This is a genomic window from Robertmurraya sp. DFI.2.37, assembly GCF_029211245.1.
In the GTDB taxonomy this organism is placed as follows: domain Bacteria; phylum Bacillota; class Bacilli; order Bacillales; family Cytobacillaceae; genus Robertmurraya; species Robertmurraya methanolica_A.
This window is the reverse complement of record NZ_JARGEJ010000778.1, coordinates 1-292: the sequence shown is the minus strand read 5'-3', so window position 1 is coordinate 292 and position 292 is coordinate 1. Positions and strand designations below refer to the sequence as shown.

The 292-nt window shown below is 39.0% G+C and carries 1 protein-coding gene; it reads right to left on the bottom strand.

What is annotated here, in order from left to right; all coding sequences use genetic code 11:
* A partial coding sequence (locus PZE06_RS28595; RefSeq protein ID WP_275792483.1) for a toprim domain-containing protein occupies positions 1-292 on the bottom strand: 292 nt, incomplete at both ends.

Here is a 292-nt window from a genome sequence, read left to right as displayed (position 1 = left end):
GTCACCTGCGGACGCGGGGTATAAAAACACCCCAATATAAATAAATAATATCGTAATATTTGTAATATTGACGCATAATTTGTCGACATTTATCGACGAATCAAGAAAATCTTGGATATTTTCCCCTTTCATCAGCGCCTCGTTCGTATCCTTAATCCCTTGCGGATTATCGATTTTTCGTATATCGACGTACCTCCGTAATTTGTCGAATGCTTGCGAAGCGAATTTATGACCCGCCTTATCGTTATCCCCCGAAATATATAGCGTTTTAATTGGTGAACGCTTGATAATG